At 63.0% G+C, this 20,851-nt stretch carries 11 protein-coding genes; 6 read left to right on the top strand and 5 right to left on the bottom strand.

Going from position 1 to position 20,851, the window contains the following annotated elements:
* Positions 1 to 26 precede the first annotated feature (26 nt).
* From ACODR6_RS24305 to ACODR6_RS24290, 4 genes are all read right to left on the bottom strand, one after another.
* Entirely contained in the window at positions 27 to 2,843 is a 2,817-nt protein-coding gene (locus tag ACODR6_RS24305) for a condensation domain-containing protein (RefSeq protein WP_489024883.1), read from the bottom strand.
* Positions 2,840 to 10,912, bottom strand: a complete 8,073-nt coding sequence (locus ACODR6_RS24300) for an amino acid adenylation domain-containing protein (protein WP_489024882.1) — start codon at positions 10,910 to 10,912, stop codon at positions 2,840 to 2,842. Before ACODR6_RS24300 ends, ACODR6_RS24305 begins: the two co-directional genes overlap by 4 nt.
* Positions 10,909 to 12,825, bottom strand: coding sequence for a non-ribosomal peptide synthetase (locus ACODR6_RS24295; protein WP_489024880.1), 1,917 nt, complete (start codon positions 12,823 to 12,825; stop codon positions 10,909 to 10,911). The genes ACODR6_RS24300 and ACODR6_RS24295 overlap by 4 nt, the downstream gene beginning before the upstream one ends.
* Positions 12,826 to 13,098: 273 nt before the next feature.
* Entirely contained in the window at positions 13,099 to 13,932 is an 834-nt protein-coding gene (locus ACODR6_RS24290; RefSeq protein WP_246777449.1) for a glycoside hydrolase family 16 protein, read from the bottom strand.
* A gap of 181 nt (positions 13,933 to 14,113) precedes the next feature.
* Between ACODR6_RS24290 and ACODR6_RS24285 the strand changes: the two genes are divergently transcribed.
* The 6 genes from ACODR6_RS24285 to ACODR6_RS24260 all read left to right on the top strand — a co-directional run bounded on the left by ACODR6_RS24285 (position 14,114) and on the right by ACODR6_RS24260 (position 20,594).
* Positions 14,114 to 15,547 (top strand): hypothetical protein, encoded by a 1,434-nt coding sequence (locus ACODR6_RS24285; RefSeq protein ID WP_489024878.1) that lies wholly within the window; start codon positions 14,114 to 14,116, stop codon positions 15,545 to 15,547.
* Entirely contained in the window at positions 15,544 to 16,767 is a 1,224-nt protein-coding gene (locus tag ACODR6_RS24280) for a polysaccharide pyruvyl transferase family protein (RefSeq protein WP_489024876.1), read from the top strand. The genes ACODR6_RS24285 and ACODR6_RS24280 overlap by 4 nt, the downstream gene beginning before the upstream one ends.
* Before the next feature lie 173 nt (positions 16,768 to 16,940).
* Positions 16,941 to 17,657, top strand: a complete 717-nt coding sequence (locus ACODR6_RS24275; RefSeq protein ID WP_489024874.1) for a Crp/Fnr family transcriptional regulator — start codon at positions 16,941 to 16,943, stop codon at positions 17,655 to 17,657.
* A 380-nt stretch (positions 17,658 to 18,037) separates the two neighbouring features.
* Complete coding sequence (locus ACODR6_RS24270) at positions 18,038 to 18,670, top strand: response regulator transcription factor (RefSeq protein WP_246777447.1); 633 nt, start codon at positions 18,038 to 18,040, stop codon at positions 18,668 to 18,670.
* A 218-nt stretch (positions 18,671 to 18,888) separates the two neighbouring features.
* Positions 18,889 to 20,079 (top strand): glycosyltransferase, encoded by a 1,191-nt coding sequence (locus ACODR6_RS24265; protein ID WP_489024872.1) that lies wholly within the window; start codon positions 18,889 to 18,891, stop codon positions 20,077 to 20,079.
* Between the two features lie 119 nt (positions 20,080 to 20,198).
* Complete coding sequence (locus tag ACODR6_RS24260; protein WP_112711361.1) at positions 20,199 to 20,594, top strand: DUF1236 domain-containing protein; 396 nt, start codon at positions 20,199 to 20,201, stop codon at positions 20,592 to 20,594.
* Here the strand turns inward: ACODR6_RS24260 and ACODR6_RS24255 are convergent.
* Entirely contained in the window at positions 20,584 to 20,790 is a 207-nt protein-coding gene (locus ACODR6_RS24255; RefSeq protein ID WP_489024871.1) for a hypothetical protein, read from the bottom strand. The two genes, ACODR6_RS24260 and ACODR6_RS24255, sit on opposite strands and share 11 nt — an antisense overlap.
* Positions 20,791 to 20,851 lie beyond the last annotated feature (61 nt).

The raw sequence follows: 20,851 nt of genomic DNA, 5'->3' as shown, positions 1-20,851 counted from the left end.
GTCGCTCCGTATCACCGGGTTGCGGTTCATTGTGCGCTCTGGGATTCCAGTTTCTTCGAGATCGCCGAGGCGAGCTCGCGGATGCCGTCGCTGCCGAGCGAGTCTTCATGCCAGCCGCTGAGGCTCACAACCGCCGTATCCTTGGCGACCGCATCCCCCCAGCCGAAGCGCAGCTTGGCGGCGCGTGGGTGATGCGCCTCGCTGCGCAGGAAGACGATCGACGGATCCTGCGTCTGCGCCGGCTTGTATTGCCGCGAGGCGCGGACCAGCAGGCCGGTTACCGCTTCGTTGGCGACTTCCTCGGGCGAATACTCGCCCTTGCGGACACCGAAGAAACGCAGCAGGCCAAGTGTCAGGTTGAACTCCTTGAGATAGTCGATCAGCCGCATGCGGCCGCCGAGCACCTTCTGCGTGAAGTAGATCGACCGCTTGACGCGCCGTTCCATGTTCCAGCGCTTCTGCGTCAGCTTCGGCTGCGCCCGGAAGTAACCCGGTGCCCAGGCGTCGATCATCGCGGTGAACTGCACCTCCTTGCCCGCCTCGCGCAGCTGCCGGGCGATCTCGAAGGCGAGGATGCCATTGACGCAGAGGCCGACGATCGCAACAGAGGTCACCTGCGGCGGGATTTCCATCGCCTCGATCGCCAGGGCGGCGATCTCCTCGAAGGACTTGCCGGCAAGCGCATCGTCGAGACGCGCATTGAACATGTTGACGTTGTAGACGGGCGTGCTCTCGGGAAGCGCCCCAGCGAGCTTGTAGTAAAGGAACGGGTGGTTCAGCGTATAGACCGCGGAGGCCCCGCTCCCCTGCTTGCAGGTCATCAGTTCCCAGGGATTGCCGGGGACTACGGCCGGTGCTTCCACCGGTTCCGCCTTGGCGGGCGCCGCCTGGGAGACACCGAACACCGCGCCCGTGAAGCGCTCCAGCGTCGGTTCGCGGAAGAGCAGCTCGAGATTGGGCTTCTCCTCGAATTTCTCGCGAACCGCCGAGAGCATGCGCAGCGCCAGCAGCGAGTGGCCACCGAGCGCGAAGAAATCGCTGCCGGGCTCGACGGAAGGCACGTTCAGCACCTGCTTCCAGATCGCCGCAACCGCCGCCATCTTCTCCGGATCGGCTTTCAACGAAGCTGTGTTCTTAGGCTTTGCCGCAGCGACCGGCGCGGCTGGCGCCTTCGCCGGCAGGCGGAGCGCAGAGCGATCGACCGAACCGTCAGCCATCTTCGGAAGCCGCATCAGGACGCTGATTTCCTTCGGCAATTTCGCCGCCGGAACTTGCGCTTCGAGATGGCGCATCAACAGCGCAGGCAACTGGTCGAGCGCCTCGTCGCAGGTCGGCGACGGCACGATGAAGGCAACCGAGCCGGTCTCGCCACCGGCCGATATGACCGCGGCTTCGCCGACAGCCGGATGCGAACGCAGCACGCCCTCGACACTGCCAGGATCGAGACGGCGGGCCTCCGCCGGCGAGCCGGCGCGCAGCGGCACCGTCAATGCCGAGAGGTGAACCTCCGGATCGGCAAGCACCGCGTCATAGGTTTCCTTCCAGTAGCGCAGGAAGGTCTCGATCGTCGCACGGTCGAACAGGTCGGTATTGTACTCGATCGACATGCGCCAGCCGCTCGGGCGGCCGACCATCATGAAGCTCAGGTCGTAGATCACGCCAGGCGACTGCGACGGCGCGCTGATCAGTTCGAACTCGCCATAACGGCGGTCTTCGAGGAAGGCTTTCGACAGGTTGAAATTGACCGAGATCAGCGGATTGCGCGATGGATCACGCGGCGGATTGATCATCCCTACAAGCTCGTTGAACGGCATGCGCTGATGGGCGAGAACGCCTTCCAGCATCTCGTTTGCCGCATGCACATGCTCGGTAAAGGTCGGATCGCCGCCGATGTCGTATTTCAGCACCAGCGTGTTGATGAAGACGCCGATCAGGTTTTCGAGATCGGTATCCTCGCGTCCCGCGACATTCGAGCCGAACAGCACGCACTTGTCGCCGGTTAACCGGTGGAGCATGGCGCTGATGACGGCCGCACCATAACTGTAGAGCGAGACGCGCGCCTTGCGGGCGGCGGCATCGATCCTGTCGCCGAAATCCATCGGCTGCAGGATCGAGATCAGGTCGGCATTGGTGGTCTTGACCGGACCGCGCGGGCGGTCCGGCTGCACTTCGAAATAGGGCACATCGGTCAGCTTCTCGCGCCAGAAGGTGCTCTCGGTCTCGAAACCGTAGCTTTCCAGATATTCGGCCTGCCAGAGCGCGTAGTCGCCATATTGAAGCGCCAGTTCCGGTACGTCGGGTGTGCGCCCGGCATCGATGGCGGCGGCGATCTCGCCGAGCTCGCGGCCAAGCACACGGATCGACCAGCCGTCGAAGCAGCTCTGATGCGCGGTGATCAGGAGCACGCCGACATCGTTTTCCATCATCAGCAGCGTGACGCGGAACAGTCCGGCCTTGCCGAGATCGAAGGGCACCCGCGCCGTTTCCTCGCCGATCGACGGCACGCGGCTCTTGCGGGTTTCCGGCGTCATGTTGCGCAGGTCGATGACCGGCATCTTGAAATCGACGCTCTGGACCACCTGCTGGTAGGGACGGCCGTCCTTCTCGATGATCCTGGTGCGCAGCACCTCATGGCGCTGGATGATCTTGCGGAAGGCCGCTTCCAGCGTTGCCGCCTTGAAGTTTCCGCGGATCTCCCAGCGAACCGCCACGTTCAGGCCGGGATTGCCGGGATTGAGCTGGTTCAGGATCCAGCAGCGCAGCTGTGTCTGCGTGCAGGGAAACTCGCCGATGATCTCCTGGTCGTCTTCCGGCTGTGACGGTGTCTTTTCGAATACGCTCATGATGCTCTCCCCAGCCCGTTGCGGCGAGCGCCGTTACGGAAGTCCTTCAGCGACGGAACGTGATACTGAGCCGCTGTCTGGCTCATCGTGTTCTGCTCCTCGGCGAAGGCCGCAAGTTCGGCGATCGACGGATGGCGCAGCAGGTGCTTGGCTTCGAGCGGCAGGCCGGCATCCAGCATGCGGGCAGCGATGCGGAAGATGGCGAGCGAGTCGGTGCCAAGTGCGTAGAGATTGTCCTCGACGCCGACGTCAGGGAGGTTCAGCACTTCCTGCCAGATGGCGAGCAGCTTGGCCTCCATGTCGGTCCGCGGCTTGACGGTGATGATCTGCGTTTCGCGCTTCGGCAGGCCGCGCAGCTTCAGCGTCTTGCGGTCGAGCTTGCCGTTTGCGGTCTGCGGCAGCTGGGTTTCAGGTACCCAGAAGGCGGGAACCATGTAGCCCGGCAGCTTCGCCTTGGCATGAGCGGCGAGTTCGGCGGGCGACGGTTCACTTGCTCCTGCGGCCGGGACGACATAGGCGACCAGCGACTTGTCGCCCTTCTCGTTCTCGGCAAGAACCACGGCGCATTGCGCGATCCCCGGTACCTGGGCGACGACGGATTCGATGTCGCCGAGTTCGATGCGGAAGCCTCTGAGCTTGATCTGCTGGTCGCGGCGGCCGAGCAGCTGCAGCGAACCATCCACCAGCCGCTTGCCGACATCGCCCGTCCTGTAGAGGCGGTGTGGCTTGCCCTGGTCGAAGGCGACGGGAACGAAGGCCTTCTCGGTGAGATCGAGCCGGTCGAAGTAGCCGTTCGCCAGGCCGTCGCCGCCGATGCAGAGCTCGCCGGTGACGCCGATCGGCGCGATCTGGTTGCTCTCGTCGAGGATATAGAGCTGGGTATTGGCGATCGGGTGGCCGATGGTGATCGGCTTGGCCGCATCGGTGACCTGCTCGACCGAGGACCAGATGGTGGTTTCGGTCGGGCCGTACATGTTCCAGAGCTCGCCACCGATCGTCAACAGCGTCCGGGCCAGGTCCTTCGGCATCGGCTCGCCGCCGCAGAGCATCCTCAGCGAAGGCTGGTTCTTCAGCCCGGCCTCGACCAGCATCTGCCAGAGGGTCGGCGTTGCCTGCAGGACGGTTGCCCCGCTCTTGTTGACGAGATCGACCAGCGCAAAGCCATCCTGCACCGTCTGGCGGTCGGCGATGATCACCTTGCCGCCGGAGATCAGCGGCAGGTAGAGCTCGAGTGCGGCGATATCGAAGGAGATCGTGGTGACCGCGACGATGCTGTCGTCTGCCGTGAACTTCGGCTCGCGCTGCATCGACAGGAGGAAGTTGGTCAGCGCCCGGTGCGGAACCTCGACACCTTTCGGCACGCCGGTCGAACCCGAGGTGAAGATGACATAGGCGGCCGCACTGGCCTCAGGCAAGTTTTTTAGGACCGCCTCCGTCAGCGACGCAGCATCCCGAGTCTTGTCGAGGCGAATGACCGGAACGCCGGCGGCAAGGGCCGCCATCTCGTCGCTATCGGCAATCATCGCGCCGATACGGGCGGCATCGATGGTCTGGCTGAGGCGCTCGACCGGATGGCCGGGATCCATGGGCACATAGGCATGGCCGGATTTCATGATCGCCAGCAGGGCGACGACCATGGCGATCGAACGGTCGCAGAGCAGCGCGATGCGCTGGCCGGGCTGCGGCACCGCCATCTGGATCTCCAGCGCCAGGGCGTTCGAGCGGGCCTCGAGATCTCCGTAGCTGATCGTCTCGGCGCCGTACTGGACGGCAGTCGCATCGGGATGCTCGGCAGCACGCTTGGCGAAGAGCGAGACGGCGAGTTCTTCCTGGTCGTAGCTGGAAGCCGTATCGTTGAGATCGCCGATCAGCCACGAGCGTTCTTCGGCCGAAAGCATCGGCACCTGTTCGATCGCCATCGTCAGATCGTCGGCAAGGGCGCTGACCATCGTGTCGAAGTGGCCGATCCAGCGCTCGACCGTTTCGCGGTCGAAGACATCGGCATTGTAGTCGACGTCGATGCGGACGCTGTCGCGGCCTTCGATCATGTTGAAGAACAGGTCGAAGTTGGAGAAGGCCTTGGCATTCGGCGCCATCTGCGCCTTCAGATCGCCGAAGCTTTCGTCACCGGCAACACGCTCCAGGTTGAACTGGATTTCCGTCAGCGGCAGGCGGCGGGCGTCGCGCTTGACGCCGAGCTTCCTGACCAGCGTGCCGTAGGTATAGGCCTGGTTTTCGAAGGCCTTGAACACCAGCTGCTGGGTGGCCTTCAGATGCGTCAGGAAGCTCTCATGCGCATCGACGGTCTGGCGCAGCGGCAGCAGGTTGACGCAGTGGCCGAAGAGCACCTCGTCACCGGCGAGCGTCTGGCCGGCAGACGGGATGGCGATGACGATGTCCTGCTGGCCGGAGAGCCTTGCGACCATCACCTGCAGGGCGGCGAGCAGCGTCGAGAACAGCGTTGCTCCCGACTTCGCACCGGCCTTCTTCAGCGACTTGTAGTGCTTGCTCGAAATGAAGCCGGTGCAGGTGCCGCCCGCAAAGGTACGCGGCTCCTGGCGCGGGCGGTCGAGCGGCAACTCGGGCAGTTCGGGAATGGTCTTGAACTGATCGAGCCAGAAGGCTTCGGTCGCCGGATCGGTATCGGAATTCGGCGCATATTGCGTCGCATAGGTGGCGAAGGACATGGCCGCCGGCAGCTCCGCCTCCTTGCCTTCCTTGATCGCCGAATAGACGGTCGAGAGCTCGTTGACGAAGATGTTCAGCGACCAGCCGTCACAGATGATGTGGTGACCGGTGAAGACGAAGACATGCTGGTCCGCAGCGAGCTTGATGATCGCGGCGCGAGCGAGATAGCCCTCGACGAGATCGAAGGGCGTGCGCGCCTCGCCATCGAGGATTTCCTGCAGGCGGGCTTCCGGATCGCTGTCGCCGGACATGTCGATCAGCGGCACTTCGAGGCGGAAGTCCGGAATGAACTCGAAGTTTTCGCCGGTGCGCGAGAACTTGATGGACAGCGCATCGTGGCGTGCCGCGACACGATCGACGGCCTGCTGGAAGACCGCATGGTCGAAATCGCCTTCGAGCCGCAGCAGGAAGGATTCGTTGAAGGCGCAGGATGCCTCGTCACCGGCCTGGGCGGCGAGCCAGACTTCCTTCTGTGCCTCGGTCAGCGGCGCCGAGTGCAGCCGCGGCTTGTCCTCAGACTTGAAAGGGTTGGAAACACCATTGGTCTTGCGTTCCGCCGGAGCGAGGATACCGACGCCTTGCAGGGCATCGAGCGCCTTGCGGAAGGCAGCCGCGATGGCGTTGAAGTCTTCCTCGACATGCGCCGTCGTCAGGAAGCAGGGATAGCCTTCCTGGATATGGATGCCGTTCAGGCGCATATGCGGATAGACGAGTGCGCCGAGCGGATCTTCACCGCCGAAATCGGTGATGAACCAGCTCTTGTAGCCGTGGATCGTCATGCTGATGCCGCGCTTGGCGAGATCGGCATTCATTTCGGCAATCAGCGCCTGGGTGCGTTCTGCGACCCAATCATAAAGAATGGCACCATCGCCCTTGATATGGTCGATGACCGCGCGCATGGCGGCAAGAACCAGAGGATGGCGGACGAAGGTGCCGGCGAAGAAGGTCGGTGCCGTCATCGGCACCGAGTCATCGCCATAATTCCAGTGGCCGCCGTCGAGAGCGTCCATGAAGCGGGCATTGCCGGTCAGGACACCGATCGGCATGCCGCCACCGATGACCTTGCCGTAGGTGGCCATGTCGCCCTTGATGCCCCAGATCGCCTGCATGCCGCCCGGATCGACGCGGAAGCCGGTGACGACCTCGTCGAAGACCAGCGCGAATTCGGCATCGGTGGCGATCTGGCGCAGCGAACGGACGAACTCGACCGGGCGCAGTTCCGGATGGCGGCTCTGCACCGGCTCGATGATGACGGCGGCGATATCGTCGGCATTGCCGCGGATATAGTCGAGGCTCTCCGGTGCGCCGTAGCGCAGCACGACCATGTTCGAGACCGAAGCAGCCGGGATGCCCGAAGCAATCGGGATCGCCGACGGATTGTCGGCGCGGTTGCGGCCCTTGACCAGCACTTCGTCGAACTGGCCGTGATAGTCGTTGGAGAACACCACGATCTTGTCGCGGCCGGTGACGGCACGCGCCAGGCGCATCGCCGCCATGACCGCTTCCGAGCCGGTATTGCAGAAGGTGACGCGCTCGTGGCCGGTCAGCGTCGCGATCGCGTCGGCGACTTCACCGGCAAGCGGCGTCTGCGGGCCGATGGCAAAGCCGTCATCGGCCTGATCCTTGACGGCACGGACGACGAAATCAGGCGCATGGCCGAAGGCCGTCTGGCCGAAGCCGTTGACCAGATCGATATATTCGTTGCCATCGATATCCCAGAGGCGCGAGCCCTTCGAGCGGTCGCAGACCAGCGGGAAGATCATTTCCTTCCATTCGGGGCGGAAGCCGGAGGCCGTGCGCGGATCGGCAAGGCGGCGGCGATAGCGGGCGGTCGAGGACTTCGACCGGCGCGTCTTGGTTTCATAGGCGGCAATAAGATCCGAGATGAACTGGCGTTTTTCCGGCGACAGCTCGGAAACCGTGCTCTTGGTGCCCGGCTTGTAGAGCTTCATGCGGCGCGAGGCCTGCGGAGCATCGCCACCACCCTCGCCTTCCGGCGCAGTGGGTGCTGCAACAGCGGCAGGCGCTGCGGGCGCGGCTTCAGTGACTGGCTGCGGTGCAGGAGCGGCAGGCACGACGACCTGCGCCGGCATCAGCGCGGCTTCGGAGACGCCACCCTGCATCAGCGCCATCTGCTGAGCAAACAGCGACTGCATGACCTGCAGCTGCGACTGCATCAGAGCTTCGAGGCCCGTACCGGAAGCCGCCGGTAGCGGATTGATGCGTGGTGCGGCAACCGGCATGACCGGCTGCGACACCACCTGGACCGGAGCGGCAGCAGCGGCTTGAGCTGCGACAGGTGCGGCAGCGGCCGGCGCCTTGTCGGCAGGCATCTCGCGGTCGAGATGGCGGGCGAGATCGGCGATCGAGGGGATGTTGCTCAAGAGCTCGCGGAAGGAGATCTTGACCTTGTATTCGCGCTCCACCTTCTGGGCGAATTGGCCGATCAGAAGGGAATCGAAGCCGAGTTCGAGGAAGGTTGCGGAACTATCGCTGGCACTGAGCGACTCGCCCGAAATGTCGCTCAGAATCCGAAGCAGGGAAGCTTCGATGACAGGAACACGATCGACAACGGATGCAACGGTCATTGGTTTACTCTCACCGGTAGGTTGCTCTTGAATGCTGGTGGCGGGGGTTGCCACGGGTACGGAAACGGGTTGTGAAGCAGCGCCTGCCGCGGCGCGGCGTGCCGAAGGCGGCGCGTCGATCCAGTGGCGCTTGCGCTGGAAGGGATAGGTCGGCAGATGAACCTTGCTGCCGCCGCGCGACCAGGCCGACCAGTCGATGTTGCAGCCGGCCATCCAGAGCTTGCCGACGGCATCGCCGAGCGTCTCCGGCGCCGCATCGGCGCGGTCATGCTCGGGCAGCGACTGGATGATCGTCGCGACATTTTCCTTGGCGAGCGTCTGCGAGGCGAAGGTCGAGAGCGCACGGCCGGGGCCGATCTCCATCAGTACCGGCTTGACACCGCGGCAGAGCGTTTCGAGGCCGGCGGCGAAGCGCACGGTTTCGCGGCAATGGCGTGCCCAGTAATCCGGCGACGTGCCCCGCTCGCCGGTCTGCCAGTCACCGGTGACGCAGGAGATATAGGGAAGCGTCGCCGTGCCATAGGTAACGCGGGCGGTCTCGTCGCGCAGCGCATCGGCTGCCGCATCCATCATCGCCGAGTGGAAGGCGTGCGACGTATGCAGGCGGCTATAGGCGATACCGGCGCTGTCGAGCGAGGCGCAGGCGGCATCGACAGCAGCAAAGGTGCCGGAGATGACGCAGAGCTTCGGCGCGTTGACGGCAGCGATCTCGACACCCTCGCGCAGATGCGCCGAGACCGTCTCGATATCGGAGCGCACCGAGACCATCGCCCCATGCGGCTGGTTCTGCATCAGGCGGCCACGGGTGGCGACCAGACGAAGACCGTCTTCGAAGGAAATGACATTGGCGAGCGTCGCGGCAACGAATTCGCCGACGCTGTGGCCGATCATCGCGAAGGGACGCACGCCGCGGCTCATCCAGAGGCGGGCCAGCGCATGCTCGACGAGATAGAGGCAGGGCTGGGCGATTTGCGTCTCGCGCTGCTCGTCCATCATCGTCTGCGTCACGGCGCCGGAATGGCAGATATATTCGCGCAGATCCGCATTCAGCGTCATCTTCAGCAGTTCGGCGCCACGGTCGATCCAGCGGGTGAATTCCGGCTCGCGGCTATAGAGGGCAGCGCCCATGCCGACATATTGCGCGCCCTGCCCCGGGAACATGAAGGCGATCGGCGGCGCTGTGTCCTCGGCGGTCATCGACGTGTAGCGCTCGGACTTCAGCCGCTCGATCGCGTCGTCGCGGTTCATGGCGGCGAAGGCGCTTCTGTGGGCGAAGGTGCGGCGGCCGGTCTGCAGCGTGTGGGCGGCATCGGCAAGCGTCACATCCGGCTTGCTTTCGAGATGGGCACGCAGATTGCCGCGCATCGCGGCAAGCGCCTCAGGCGTGCGGGCCGAGAGCGGCACGATGAACGGACCCTGGGCCGCCGCCGCCTCGGCAACGGCAGGCGCTTCCTGCAGCACGACGTGAATATTGGTGCCGCCGACGCCGAAGGCGCTGACACCTGCCCGGCGGGGCGTATCGGAGGCCGGCCAGTCAGCCATTTCGTTGAGGATGTAGAAGGGGCTGTTGGCAAGGTCGATGCGCGGGTTCGGCGAACGGTAGTTCGGCATGCCCGGGAGCTTGGCATTCTTCAGCGCCAGCGCCGTCTTGATCAGGCCGCAGACACCGGCAGCCGCATCCATATGGCCGACCGTGCCCTTGACGGAGCTCAGCGCCACATTGCGGCGGCGGCCGGAAATGCTGGAAAAGGCCTCGCTGAGGCCGCCGAACTCGATCGGATCACCGAGCGGCGTGGCCGTGCCGTGGCACTCGATATAGCCAATGGTTTCAGGCTCGATACCGGCATTGGCGATGGCTGCCGAGATAACATTGGCCTGGCCGGCGATGCTGGGCGCCGTGAAGCCGACCTTTTCGGAGCCGTCATTGTTGACGGCATAGCCGCGGATCACGGCATAGACGCGGTCGCCGTCGCGCAGCGCATCTTCGAGACGCTTCAGCGCCACCACACCGGCGCCGCTGGCAAAGACGGTTCCGGCGGCATCGGCATCGAACGGGCGGCAGACGCCATCCGGCGAGACCATGCCGCCTTCCTGGTACATGTAGCCGCGCTTCTGCGGCAGGGTCACGGAGACGCCGCCGGCAAGCGCCATGTCGCAGCTATAGGTGAGCAGGTTCTGGCAGGCCTGGGAGACGGCAAGCAGCGAGGTCGAGCAGGCCGACTGCAGCGAGAAGGCCGGACCCTGGAGATCGAGCTTGTAGGCAACGCGGGTGGCGAGCGCGTCGGTCAGCGATCCGACGATCTGCTGGTAGAAGCCGATCTGGTAGTTCGAGGTCATCTCCTCGGCCGTCTGGCGGTCGCGGAGCACGTTGTTGATCAGGTAGGTCGGCATCGAGGCGCCCGCGAAGACGCCGATCAGGCCTTCATACTTGGCAGGGTCGTAGGCGGCGTCTTCCAGCGCTTCCCAGCAGATCTCCAGGAAGATGCGGTGCTGCGGATCGGTGACCGCGGCTTCCTTCGGGAACATCCCGAAGAAATCGGCATCGAACATGTCGACATCGGCGAGCGCCGGGCGTGCCGGGACGAAATTCGGAAGAGCCCTCTCCTCGTCGGTAAAGGAGTCTTCGAGCTCATCCAGCTTGTACTTGTAGAAGCTGTTCTCGCCGGATGCGACGAGGTCCCAGAGCGCATCGACGTTCTTCGCTCCGGGAAACCGTCCCGACATGCCGACGATTGCGATCTGCCCTGCATCAGGCAAGGCTTCTCCGGCGTCGCCCCCACGATCCCCTGTCATTTCGTGTTCCTCCGGAACCGAGCCATATTGTTGCGCTGCTGTTCGGCGCGCAGGGCTGCCGCAGCGTCCCGGCCCGAATTGTCGTGTTTGCCCTCGAGGAAGCGCGACAGTTCGCGGATCGTCGAGTGCTTGAAGAGCTGGACGACCGGAACCTGGCGGCCGAGCTCGGCCTCCATGCGGGCGTGGATCTGCATCAGCTGCAGCGAGGTGCCGCCGAGATCGAAGAAGTTGGTGTCGAGATCGACGGGCTTGTTGCCCAGCGCATCGCGCCACAGCCGCGTCAGCATCGCCTCGCTGCCGGTGTCAGCAGTAATCTCGATCGCGCTCGGCGCAGCCTCGACAACCGGAGCCAGAAGCTTCGAGCGATCGATCTTGCCGGCCCGGGTCATCGGCATCTGATCGATGACGATTGCCGAGTTCGGGATCATGAAGGCCGGCAGGCGGCCGCGCAGCGTCGCCATGACATCGCGCGTCAACTCCTGGTCCCTGCCGCGCAGATCCTCGCGCGGGCAGAGGAAGGCGATCATCTGCTTCAGTTCCGGTCCCATCACCTGGCAGACGACGGCCGCTTCCGAAAGCCGCGTATCGTTGCGCAGCGCCGTCTCGATCTCGTCGAGTTCGATGCGCTTGCCGTTGATCTTCACCTGGCGGTCGCGGCGGCCGTGGAAATGAACGGTGCCGTCGGCATCCATCGTGCCTAGATCGCCGGTCAGGTAGCAGCGGACCGGACCATCGCGGGTCTCGACCATGACGAAGCGCTCGCGCGTCAGCTCCGGCCGGTTGAAATAGCCGAGGCCGAGCCCCTCGCCGGCGAGAGCGATCTGGCCCTCTTCGCCGACAGGCACTTCATGCAGATGATCGTCGAGGATGAGGATCTGCGTGTTGCCGATCGCCTTGCCGATCGGCATTTCGGTGCCCTTGAAATCGGCCGGGATATTATAGCCTGTCACCAGCACCGTCGCTTCGGTCGGGCCGTAGGCGTTGGTGAGGCGGCAGTTCGGATGCGACTGCAGGAAGCGCAGCGAATGGGCGACCGAGGCGACATCGCCGCCGAACAGCACATGGCGCAGCGACTGAACCCGGTCACGGCCGAAATCGGCGAGCAGATTGAACAGGCCGGGCGTCGAGGCATGGAAGGTGACGCCGTGCTCTTCGATCAGGTCGCAAAGGCGGCTGATCGAGAAGTTCAGATCCGGCATGCCGACCAGCTTGCAGCCGTTCAGCAGCGCGCTCCAGATTTCCAATGTCGAGGCATCGAAGGAGATCGTCATCGCATGCAGCACGACATCCTTGCTGGTGAGCGGATTGAAATCCTGTTCCAGCACCAGATTGGCAATGCCGCGATGCGCCACGACGACACCCTTCGGGCGGCCGGTCGAGCCAGAGGTGAACATCACATAGGCGACGTCGCCGCCGGCCGGCCGCGCGGCCGGGCGGACCGTCGGAGATGCGGAAGCTTCAGCGATAACCGCCCGTGCATCGAAAACCTTGCTCGGAAGGCCCGGGATCAGCGCCAGCTTCTGGATCGACGCCGCTTCGGCGAAGATCACCTTCGGAGCGCATTCACGGATAACATAGTCGAGATGTTCGGCCGGATAGGCCGGATCGAGCGGCAGATACGCGGCGCCCGCCTTGAGGGCGGCCAGCATGCAGACGATCGTTTCCAGGCTGCGCGGCAGAAGAAGACCGACGACGTCACCCCTCGAGACGCCCCGTTCTTCCAGCGTCACGGCCACCTTGTCGGAGAGCTCGTCGAGCTCGCGATAGGTCAGCGAGACGCTGCCGAAAACCAATGCCGTGGCCGAGGGATTCTTCTGCACATGCGCGCGAAAGATCTCCGGCAATCCCTTGTCGCGGTCGTAGCTGACCGTATCGCTTCTCTCGATCGTCCCTGGATATGCTAGGCCCGTCATTGCACTTCCCCCTTGTCGTCTGCTGGCGGGTTTCTGCTGCGCGGCATTCGTGTGGCGACCTTCCCATTTCAGCGGGATTTCGCCAGATGATCATTGGGATGACCCCTTCGCCAAACCGGCCCTCCAAATCGCTAGAGGGTGTAGAAAAGCCGACGCATGGGGCTATCCGGTAGTGCCCTACCTAGCCGAAAGAATTAGCCTGCCCGGGAGGGCCGCAAATGCGCCGGGAGCGGCATCTCTGCCGCTCCCGCAATTGCTTGTGAAACCTGGAAATTACGGCTGCTGCGGCAGCGCGTAGACATGCACGTAATCGACATACATATGCGATGGATCGGGTGCGCTCGCCTTGGTGACATTGTCGACCAGGCCGAGATTGAGCAGCACATACATCGGCTGCTGGTGTTCCGGCCGCGTCTCGGTCTTCCAGACCATCTGCCGGTCGAAATACATGCGGATGTATTTCTCGTCGATCTTCACCCCATAGGTATGAAAATCGCCGGGCTTGTTCTTCAGGAAGGCGTTGATGCGCGAGAATTTCGAATAGTGGTCGCCGTTGCGGTACCAGACGTGAACGGTCGAGGAATAGCCGTCGGGCTTGTCGCCGTAATATTCCATCACGTCGATCTCGGCGGTCGATTTCGAGCGGTCCTTGCCGATCAGCCAGAAGGCCGGCCAGAGACCCGGTCCGGTCGGCAGCTGCGCTCGGGTCTCGAAGTATCCGTACTGCTGCGCGAAGCCATTGCCCTTCGGATCGACGGAGGCAAGCAGGCCGGAGCGCCACTCACCCTTGCCGTCCTTCGAGGATTCGATGCGCAGCACGCCGTCGTCGACGGTGAACGGAAAGCCGTCCTTGGGATTGGCAAAGCGCGCGCCGCCGAAATCGCCCGACCACGGCGTATGGGCAATCCAGCGCGTTCCCGGCCCCCAGGCCGAAACGCTGAGATCGTCGAACTCGTCGGCGAAGGTCATCTTCATCTTGTCGAGATCGAGCCCGTCACCGGTATCGCCGGTTACAGCCGCATCCTCGGCAAAAACAGGCGCCGGTGCGGCCATCGCGAGAGCGGCCGCACAGAGCGCCAGCAGCAAAGGCCGCCGGCCGCCCGTCAATTCATCACTGCGAGAAGTCTTCGATAGCTTTGACATGCCGCGAACGATAGGCAGAGCGCAAAACCGGGTGAAGAACCACGTTCGGCCGAAGCCCTGCCCGAAAGAAGTAGTCCGGGGCGTAAATACGCGCCGGTTCCGAGCATGCTAGTCTTTTGCTAAATCGGGCGGGACAACGACTTCCATGCACTTTCAGATCATGGGACTGCTGACGTTGGTACTTGGCGCGGCGGCACTCTATATGCCGCCGGTCTGGTCGTTCCTGTTCATGTTCGCCTCCACCGTCTTCGGCTCGGCCGCCGCCTTCAACCTGTCAGGCCTCGGCGGCGCATCGGTGCTGGTTCCCAACCTGTTTCTGGTCTTCTTCTGCACCCGCGTCATCATGAGCTGCGGCGAAGGCCGGGTCTTTGCGGCCTTCGTGCCGCCACGCATCGGCTTCTTCCTGTTGACGCTGACCATATTCGGCCTGGTGACGGCAGTCTTCTTCCCGCGCCTGTTCGCCGGCATGGCCGAGACCATGGTCGTCGAGCGGCAGGTCGGCGCCCGCAGCTTCATTGCGCTCACGCCGCTGCGCTTCTCCTCCAACAACATCACGCAGACGGTCTATGCGATCGGCGGCCTGCTCTGCTTCGGCTGCACATTCGCCTGGTTCCGCCGCGAAGGGATCGCCACCTCGCTGGTGACGGCGCTGATCGCCACCACCACTATCAACCTCGCCTTCGCCCTCGCCGATATCCTCACCTATTATTCGCGCACCGAATGGCTGATGGGCTTCGTGCGCACCGCCAATTACGCGCTGCTGACGGGTGCCGAAAAAGGCGGCCTGAAGCGTATTTCCGGTACGTTCCCGGAGGCGTCCGCCTTCGCCGACTACACGCTGGTGTTCTTCGCCGCGATCTCAAGCCTGTGGCTTGACGGCATCCGCACGCGCGTCACCGGCATCCTGGCGCTGTCACTGCTGGCGGCCCTGCTGCTCTCGACCTCGGCGACCGCCCTCGTCGGCGTTGCCGCGGTGATGCCCTTCCTGCTGCTGCGGGCGATCCGCGGCCGCCATGCGCTGGCAATCACCGTCGGCGCGGCAGCCCTGCCGCTGGTGGCCATCATCGTCGTCGTCGCCCTGCCCGACATGGCGGCCGGCCTCCACGACTTCCTCGACGAAATGGTGCTCTCCAAGGCCGACAGCCAATCCGGCCGCGAGCGCTTCATGTGGAATGCCGTTGCCTATGAAAGCTTCGTCAACACCTACGGCTTCGGCGCCGGCCTTGGCAGCGCCCGCGCCTCGAGCTTCGTGCTGGTGCTGCTCTCCAATCTCGGCGTCGTGGGCACGATGATCTTCGTCATCTTCGCGATCGCCGTCTTCACCGCCCGGCTGCCGAAATATGATCCGGAACGCAACGAAGACATCGCCGCCGTGCGCGCCGCCAAGCTCGGCTTCTATGCCGTGCTGGTGACGGCAACCATATCGGGCACCGTCTACGATCTCGGCCTGACCTTCTACATCCTGGCGGGTGGCGTTGCCGCCCTGTCGCTGCCGCGCTCCGTCAGCCGCCCGGCCCATAACAATCCGGCATTACGCTTTGCGGGCGCGCATCAGGATGCTGCACAGGCCCGCTCATGAAAATCCTGGTCTTCAACGTCAAATACAGCGAGAATCTCGGCGACGGCCTGCTGGCCGATTGCATCGAGGAGACCCTGCGGGCCGAAGGCGACGAGGTGGAGACGCTGGATCTCGCCGGGCGCACCACCGTCGGCACCAGCCGCAACCGCGCGCTCATCCTCAATATCCTCCGGCACCTGCCCGCCCCGCTGCGCCGCGCCGTCGTCACCCGCGCGCTCGCAAAATCCTTGAAGGCGAGCCGCAGCCTGTGGGACGCGAAGATCGCCGCTGCGGACGCCGTCATTCTTGGTGGCGGCAACCTCTTCCAGGACGACGACCTGAATTTCCCGCTGAAGGTCGGCACGCTGCTCGATTGCGTCGCTCGCTCGAAGAAGCCGCTCGCGATCTACGCCGTCGGCGTCGGCCCGCACTGGTCGGAACCGGCAAAACGGCTGTTCGGCCGCCTGCTCGGCACCAACCTGAAGCATCTCTCGGTGCGTGACGGCTTTGCATACCGCAACTGGCTGCAGCATTTCCCAACCGGCCCCATTCCCGAGATCGAGCCCGATCCCGGCTTGCTGGCAGGCTCTCTCGCACCTGCCGCCTCCCCCATCCAGGGCAATGTCGGCCTCTGCGTCACCGAACCGAAGATTCTCGCCCGCCACGCCTCGCGCGCCGGCGCTGCCATTCCGGTGACCTCGGTCGGCGACTACCTGGCGCTGATTGCCGAGCTGACCGGCACCGGCTACCGCGTCACGCTCTTCTCCAACGGCGCAAGCGAAGACCAGCGGCTGGCGGAAGCGGTGTTCGCCGCGGCAGAAACTGCCGGCATCGGCACAGCAGGAGAGCTGGCACTTGCCGGCCGCCCGCAGGACCCGCAGCAGCTGCTTTCGATCCTTGCCGAAAACAGCGTCATCGTCGCCCACCGCCTGCATGCCTGCATTGCCGCACATGCGATGCAGATCCCGGCCGTCGGCATTTCCTGGGATGGAAAGGTGGAAGGTTTCTTCAAGGCGATGGACCGCGCAGGCTTCTTTGCCGCCGCCGGAACCACCCCATCAGAGATCGCCGCGATGGTCGCCAGCGCGGAGCGCGAAGGCATCGATCCGGCCCGTCATCACGAACAAGTGACTTCAGCCAAATCTGCGCTTTTGAACGTGCGGTCGATTTTGCGCGGCGATGAATACTTTAACGCGAGTCCAAAGGCCAAAAAACGTAATAAATTGACACAGAGTGTATAAATACGAGAATTATTCTGCACCACTATTGAAAATAACCATTCCCGCAAATCTATCCCCACCAACAATGGCATCGGCGAGACAACGATAAATATTCATGTTACGATCTTCTCATATTTAATGGTTAAAAGGTAATTAAGGGGAAAGAGAACCACGAAGTTTGCTGGAGGCGGGGCGTGGCGATATACGAAGGGTCGGACCACGAAAATCTTGGGCTGGTCAGAATACAAGGGCAAAGAGTTTCGCTATCGGGCGGGAGTTACCGCGCCTATGACGACGGCGATATCGTCTTTGACCCGGAAGCCAGAAAAGCGGCGCTGCTTATTCTTGTGAGCGGCTGGGCCGTATCTTGCAAATCGCTGCCCAACGGTACGCGCGTCATTCTCGAATTCATTCTCCCCGGCGACATCATCTGGACGCCATCGGTGGCAATCGCCCGTGAGATGATCGAAGCGATTTCGCCTACTCAATTCTACGAGCTCAGCGGCATGACGCTGGCCCGCTATCTCGACAGCACCACCGGCCAGGACATCGTGATGGCCGAGATGATGCGCTGTCACGCCCGGATGTCCGAGCGCCTGGCCAATGTCGGCCGCCGCGACGCGCTGGCCCGCACCGGCCACCTTCTCCTTGAACTTGCCGCCCGTATCGGGCCTGACCGGAAGCGCCCCGGCATGGATGGTTTCCAGTGCCCGCTGACACAGTCCGATATCGGCGACGCCGTCGGCCTCTCGACCGTTCATATCAACCGTGTCCTCAAAGATCTTCGCGTCAACGCACTTGTTTCTTTCAGAAACGGGATCGTCGAATTCCTGAACCGCAGGAAGCTTGAAGAGCTTGTCGAATTTGACGACAGTTATTTGTCATCACAACCGCAGATTATTCCACGGTAAATCAATAGTACGAATTAAGTAGGATAGCCATTTCTGGGCTAATTACTTCTACTTTGGATATTTTAATAGAACCTTAACCTATGTTAATGCCACCGCTTTTGGCTTCATCCATATTACATTCAAGAGATAAATTCCGGAGCCAAGGAATTTAATAAATCATAGCACATAGTGCTAAGTAATAATTCTCGGGCTTACTTCTCTTGCACGTTTAGTATTGAGTTCAACCAATGTAGGGGCGTGAAATGGAAGGTCTTACAACAACAAGTGATCAGATTCGAACTGACACAGCAGCTCACCTCATCTCTCTTCGCACATCGGATTCCCTGAGGCACTTTTCCTCATCCTCCCGGGCGGACGCCCAGGAAGACCTGCCGGAATACGTGCTTCTTCTGGATCCCCGTTCGCTGCAGAGCGAATGCCTGTCGCGCAGCCTTTCCGAATATGACGAGGACCTCAAGGTCATCACTGCGACCTCGATCGAAGACTGGCAGCGCAAGCGCATGCGGTTCGAGCCGGCGCTGATCCTCTATATGATCGGCGGCAAGCACGTCTCGGACCCGGATGTGAGCGATAAGATTGCCAAGCTCACTCAGAAATTTCCATCGGTACCGGTTGTCGTCGGCGCAGAGGGCGACGAGATCCAGCAGGTGCTGAAGGCGCTGGAATGCGGAGCAAAGGGATACATTCCGGCCAACATCGGTATCGGCGTTGCCGCCGAAGCCATTGCACTTGCTCGTGCGGGCGGCGTCTTCATTCCGGCCAGCAGCCTGCTCGCCGCCAAGGAGATGATCACCTCCAGCACCACGGCAGCCAAATGCGGCGATCATTCCTTCACGCCGCGCGAAATGTCTGTCGCCGACGCTCTGCGCCGCGGCAAGTCCAACAAGATCATCGCTTATGAAATGAACCTCTGCGAAAGCACCGTGAAGGTTCACATTCGCAACATCATGAAGAAGCTGCATGCGACGAACCGCACGGAAGTCGCCTACAAAATCCGCGAGTTCGCTCAATAATGTTTCATATCGCAGGAAATTGAGCCGGAGCGCCACAAACGCTCCGGTTCTTTTTGCGTGCCGTGCATTCAGCTGCCGCTGGGGTCTAACGCCCTGAGAATGCATAACACTTTCGGCTAGCCCCCTACCCCTATTTGATCCGCCGGCCACCGATGGAAGCGCTAGGGCGCACGCCCGCCTTCGCCGATGATGGCACCGCTTCAATCGAGGGGACATCCATGCGCGTTGCAATCGTTCATTACTGGCTCGTGTCCATGCGCGGCGGCGAAAAGGTCGTCGAGGCGCTCTGCGACATGTATCCGGAAGCGGACATCTTCACGCTGGTCTATGACGAAAGCCGCGTCTCCGAGAAGATCAAGCGCCACAAGGTGACCTCTTCCTTCCTGCAGAAGATCCCGGGCGCGGTGAAGCATTACCAGTCGCTGCTGCCGCTGATGCCCTTCGCCCTCGAAAGCCTTGATCTCAGCGGCTACGACCTGATCATCTCGAGCGAATCCGGCCCGGCCAAGGGCATCATCGCCCCGCCGCATTCGACGCATGTCTGCTACTGCCACTCGCCGATGCGCTATATCTGGGATCACTACCATTCCTACCGCGCCAATGCCGGCCTCGCCTCGCGCATGCTGCTGCCGTGGATGGCGCCGCTGCTGCGCTCATGGGATGTCAGCACCAGCATGCGCGTCGACCGCTTCGTCGCCAATTCGCATCACGTCAGGGCCCGCATCGGCAAATATTACGGCCGCTCGGCAACCGTCATCTATCCGCCGGTTGCCGTCGACGACTACGCGCCCGCGACTGAAACCGGAGACTTCTATCTCTGCGCCGGCCAGCTCGTGTCCTACAAGCGCATCGACCTCGCCGTTCGCGCCTTCACCAAGATGGGCCGCAATCTCGTCGTCATCGGCGAAGGCAAGGAACTGGCTGCACTCAAGGCAATTGCCGGTCCGACCATCACCTTCCTCGGCCGCGCCCCCTTCCCCGTGCTCAAGGAGAAGCTCGCCCGCTGCAAGGCACTGATCTTCCCCGGCGAAGAGGATTTCGGCCTGATCCCCGTCGAGACCATGGCGAGCGGCCGCCCGGTCATCGCCTTCGGCAGCGGCGGCGCGCTGGAAACCGTCGTCCCCGGCCTCAGCGGCGTGCTCTTCCACGAGCAGACGCCGGAGGCGATCATCGAGGCCGTGCACGCCTTCGAGGCAGAATCCGCAGCCTTCGACCCCGTCGCCATCCGCGAACACGCCGCCCGCTTCAGCACCCGCAATTTCAAGCTCGGCATGGATCTCGTCATTCAGGAAGAACTGCGCGCCCGCAAGACCGCCTCGCTGCAGACCACCCCCCACGGCGAAACCCGCCGCTTCCCCTTCGAACCGGCCTTCCCGGCCGCGGCGGTGGAAACCGACAGGGTGCATTGAGGCAATTCGGCCGTTGCTCACGCCATGTGACCACTACGCGGAAAGCGTGATTCCTGCCCGGGAACAACTGATAACGTGCATCGTTTTCTCCCCGCAAACCGAGCTAAGGAGAAACGAAAATGTACAAGATCCTACTTGTGTCCAGCGCGCTGGCGCTGTCGTCCCTGGCCACGAATGCGCTGGCTGATGGTGCTGTGACCGGCGCTGCCGGTGGTGCCGTGACGGGTGCAATTGTCGGCGGTCCCGTGGGCGCTGCCGTGGGTGGTGTCGCCGGCGCCGTTGCCGGTGCCGTGATCGATCCGCCGCCGCGCGAGGTCGTCACCTATGTCGAGGCCCAGCCAGCCCCGCCGCAGGCCGTGGTCGTCCAGCAGCCGATCGTCGTCGGCAAACCGCTTCCGGCCGAAGTTCAGGTCATGCCGGTGCCAGAAAATCCGAAATATGCCTACACGGTGGTCAACAACCAGCGTGTGATCGTCGAGCCGCAGACGCACCGCGTCGTGCAGGTCATCCAGTAACGATCCCGGTTGCAGGCAACGCTCCAGACCCCGCTTCGGCGGGGTCTTTTCGTTTGCGGAGATGCAGGCGAAAAGCGAGGCGGCGAAGAAGCGAAAGACGCGGCGGCGCGGGCAGCACCGGCAGATCATCTACCGGGATCCGATCGCCATAGAGCTTGCCCTGATCGAGCGAAACGATGCTGAGTGCCGAGAGCATGGAAACCTCCCCTGATGGTGAGATCATCCTGCGGCAGCGCGGCGCGCGGGTCCTTAAACCG

The organism is Rhizobium sp. FG96 (genome assembly GCF_057808655.1).
Note: the sequence above shows the minus strand (reverse complement) of the source record. Positions and strands in the feature narration are given on the sequence as shown.

Excerpts from the sequence above, each read along its gene's own strand:
- ACODR6_RS24280 (WP_489024876.1), top strand. The coding sequence starts at position 15,544 with ATGAAAATCCTGGTCTTCAACGTCAAATACAGCGAGAATCTCGGCGAC.
- ACODR6_RS24255 (WP_489024871.1), bottom strand. The coding sequence starts at position 20,790 with ATGCTCTCGGCACTCAGCATCGTTTCGCTCGATCAGGGCAAGCTCTAT.
- ACODR6_RS24305 (WP_489024883.1), bottom strand. The coding sequence starts at position 2,843 with ATGAGCGTATTCGAAAAGACACCGTCACAGCCGGAAGACGACCAGGAG.
- ACODR6_RS24285 (WP_489024878.1), top strand. The coding sequence starts at position 14,114 with ATGCACTTTCAGATCATGGGACTGCTGACGTTGGTACTTGGCGCGGCG.
- ACODR6_RS24295 (WP_489024880.1), bottom strand. The coding sequence starts at position 12,825 with ATGACGGGCCTAGCATATCCAGGGACGATCGAGAGAAGCGATACGGTC.
- ACODR6_RS24260 (WP_112711361.1), top strand. The coding sequence starts at position 20,199 with ATGTACAAGATCCTACTTGTGTCCAGCGCGCTGGCGCTGTCGTCCCTG.
- ACODR6_RS24300 (WP_489024882.1), bottom strand. The coding sequence starts at position 10,912 with ATGACAGGGGATCGTGGGGGCGACGCCGGAGAAGCCTTGCCTGATGCA.
- ACODR6_RS24265 (WP_489024872.1), top strand. The coding sequence starts at position 18,889 with ATGCGCGTTGCAATCGTTCATTACTGGCTCGTGTCCATGCGCGGCGGC.